At 64.6% G+C, this 1,794-nt stretch carries 1 protein-coding gene; it reads left to right on the top strand.

All coding sequences use genetic code 11. The features are described from left to right. The first annotated feature begins 350 nt into the window (after positions 1 to 350). Positions 351 to 1,463 carry an IS110 family RNA-guided transposase gene (locus SFHG_RS00005; protein WP_042431902.1) on the top strand — a complete coding sequence of 371 codons (1,113 nt, stop codon included), beginning with the start codon at positions 351 to 353 and terminating at the stop codon, positions 1,461 to 1,463. Positions 1,464 to 1,794: the final 331 nt, after the last annotated feature.

Genomic DNA, 1,794 nt, shown 5'->3' with positions numbered 1-1,794 from the left:
CTTCTTGAGGGAGCCGTGCGCCTTTCGGCAACACCCTACCCGAACACAGGAAGGGCCGCAGCCGCTGCCCGTAAACGCAGAAGTAGGAAGCCCCGCAACGCAAGGAACAACCCCGAAACGCAGAAAAGGCCGCAAGGGGACATCCCCCCTGCGGGCCTCTCCCGGCGCATGCGGCGCGCCTCCGCACATCTCCTCGCGCGCGGAACCGCGCAAGCATAGACGATATGAGCAGGACATAAAAACATTGAGAGCCCCTGCTGCATGCAATTCCCGTGGATTAGGCCGACAATGGCGAGTGTCTGATTCGAACCGGTGGCGGCCACGCCACAAGCATGGAAAGGGGCTCTCCCATGTTGAATACTACCACCTTCGTCGGCCTCGACGTGCACGCGCGCTCGATAAAGGCCGTCGCCCTCGACGCGATGACCGGCGAGGTCCGATCTGCCACCTTCGGCTACGACGCCGCCGAGATCGCGGGCTGGGTGTCGTCCGTCGACCCGTCCGCCAAATGCGTCTACGAGTCGGGCGTCACCGGGTTCGACCTGCAGAAGAGGCTGTCCTCGATGGGAATCGACTGCGTCGTCGGCGCGGTGTCCAAGATGATCAAGCCCAGCGCCGACAGGCGGAGGAAGAACGACCGCAACGACGCGGAGTTCCTGGCGCGCATGCTGTCGGTCGGCAACGTCGTGGAGGTATGGGTGCCCGACGACGAGTGCGAGGCGGCGCGCGACCTGGTGCGTGCGCTAGACGACGCAAGGGACGACTTGAAGCGCTGCAAGCAGCGTCTGTCGAAGTTCCTGCTCAGGCACGGACACGCGTTCAGCGAGACGACCCCGTCCGGGCGCCGCAAGGGCAACTGGACCGCCGCGCACTGGGCGTGGATAAAGTCGATATCGTTCGCAGAGAAGGCCGACGACGACGTGCTCGCGTACTACATAGACGCCACGAGGCAGGCGATGGAGGACAAGGCCCGCCTCGAGAGGCTGGTCGAGGCCGAGGCGTCCAAGCCCAGGTGGAAGCGCAGGGTCGACTCCGTCAGGTGTCTGAAAGGCATCGACGTGATGAGCGCCGCCGACCTCGTCTTCGAGGCCGGCGAGTTCTCCAGGTTCAAGAACGCCAGGTCGTTCGCGGCGTGGATCGGGCTGACGCCGTCGGAGCACTCCAGCGGCGAGAGCGTGCGGCAGGGCGGCATCACGAAGGCGGGCAACAAGCATCTGAGGCGCGTGCTCGTCGAGTCGGCGTGGCACTACCTGGGATGCTCTCCCCATTCGAAAGACCTGGCCAAAGGCCAAGCGCCGGACCCCGGCGCGAGGCGCCATGCCGCCAAGGGCGTGAGAAGACTCGTCGGCAGGCGGGCCGCGATGCTCGAGCGCGGCGTCCACAAGAACAAGGCCAACGTCGCAACCGCCCGCGAGCTCGCATGCTGGTGCTGGGCGATAGGCTGCATGGTCGAGAACGGCTAGCCTTCGGGAAGGCCGTCACGACATAGCGCGATCCATCCCGTCCTGTGGTCCGATCCGAGGCCGTTGGGGCGAACCCCAGTCTTTTCTTTTGCGAGCGCCGCAGGCGCCACCCGCGTGCACAGACTGTCGTTTCGACGAGGTAACCCCAGCCGTAGCAACGGATTGTCCAGCGCAGAGATGCGCCACGGGCGGATATTAAACTGCGAAGACGAGCGTCGGAGAGACACGCCGAGGTCGCCGCAGGAGGGTTGAGATAGAGAAAGGGCCTGACCCCGGTTCGAAAGAATCGAGGCCAGGCCCAATATTGTCTATTGACAATGTCCTGCTCATA

Source organism: Senegalimassilia anaerobia JC110 (assembly GCF_000236865.1).
Classification (GTDB): Bacteria; Actinomycetota; Coriobacteriia; order Coriobacteriales; family Eggerthellaceae; genus Senegalimassilia; species Senegalimassilia anaerobia.
Note: the sequence above shows the minus strand (reverse complement) of the source record. Positions and strands in the feature narration are given on the sequence as shown.

Coding starts and splice junctions, on each gene's coding strand:
- SFHG_RS00005 (WP_042431902.1), top strand. CDS start 351: ATGTTGAATACTACCACCTTCGTCGGCCTCGACGTGCACGCGCGCTCG.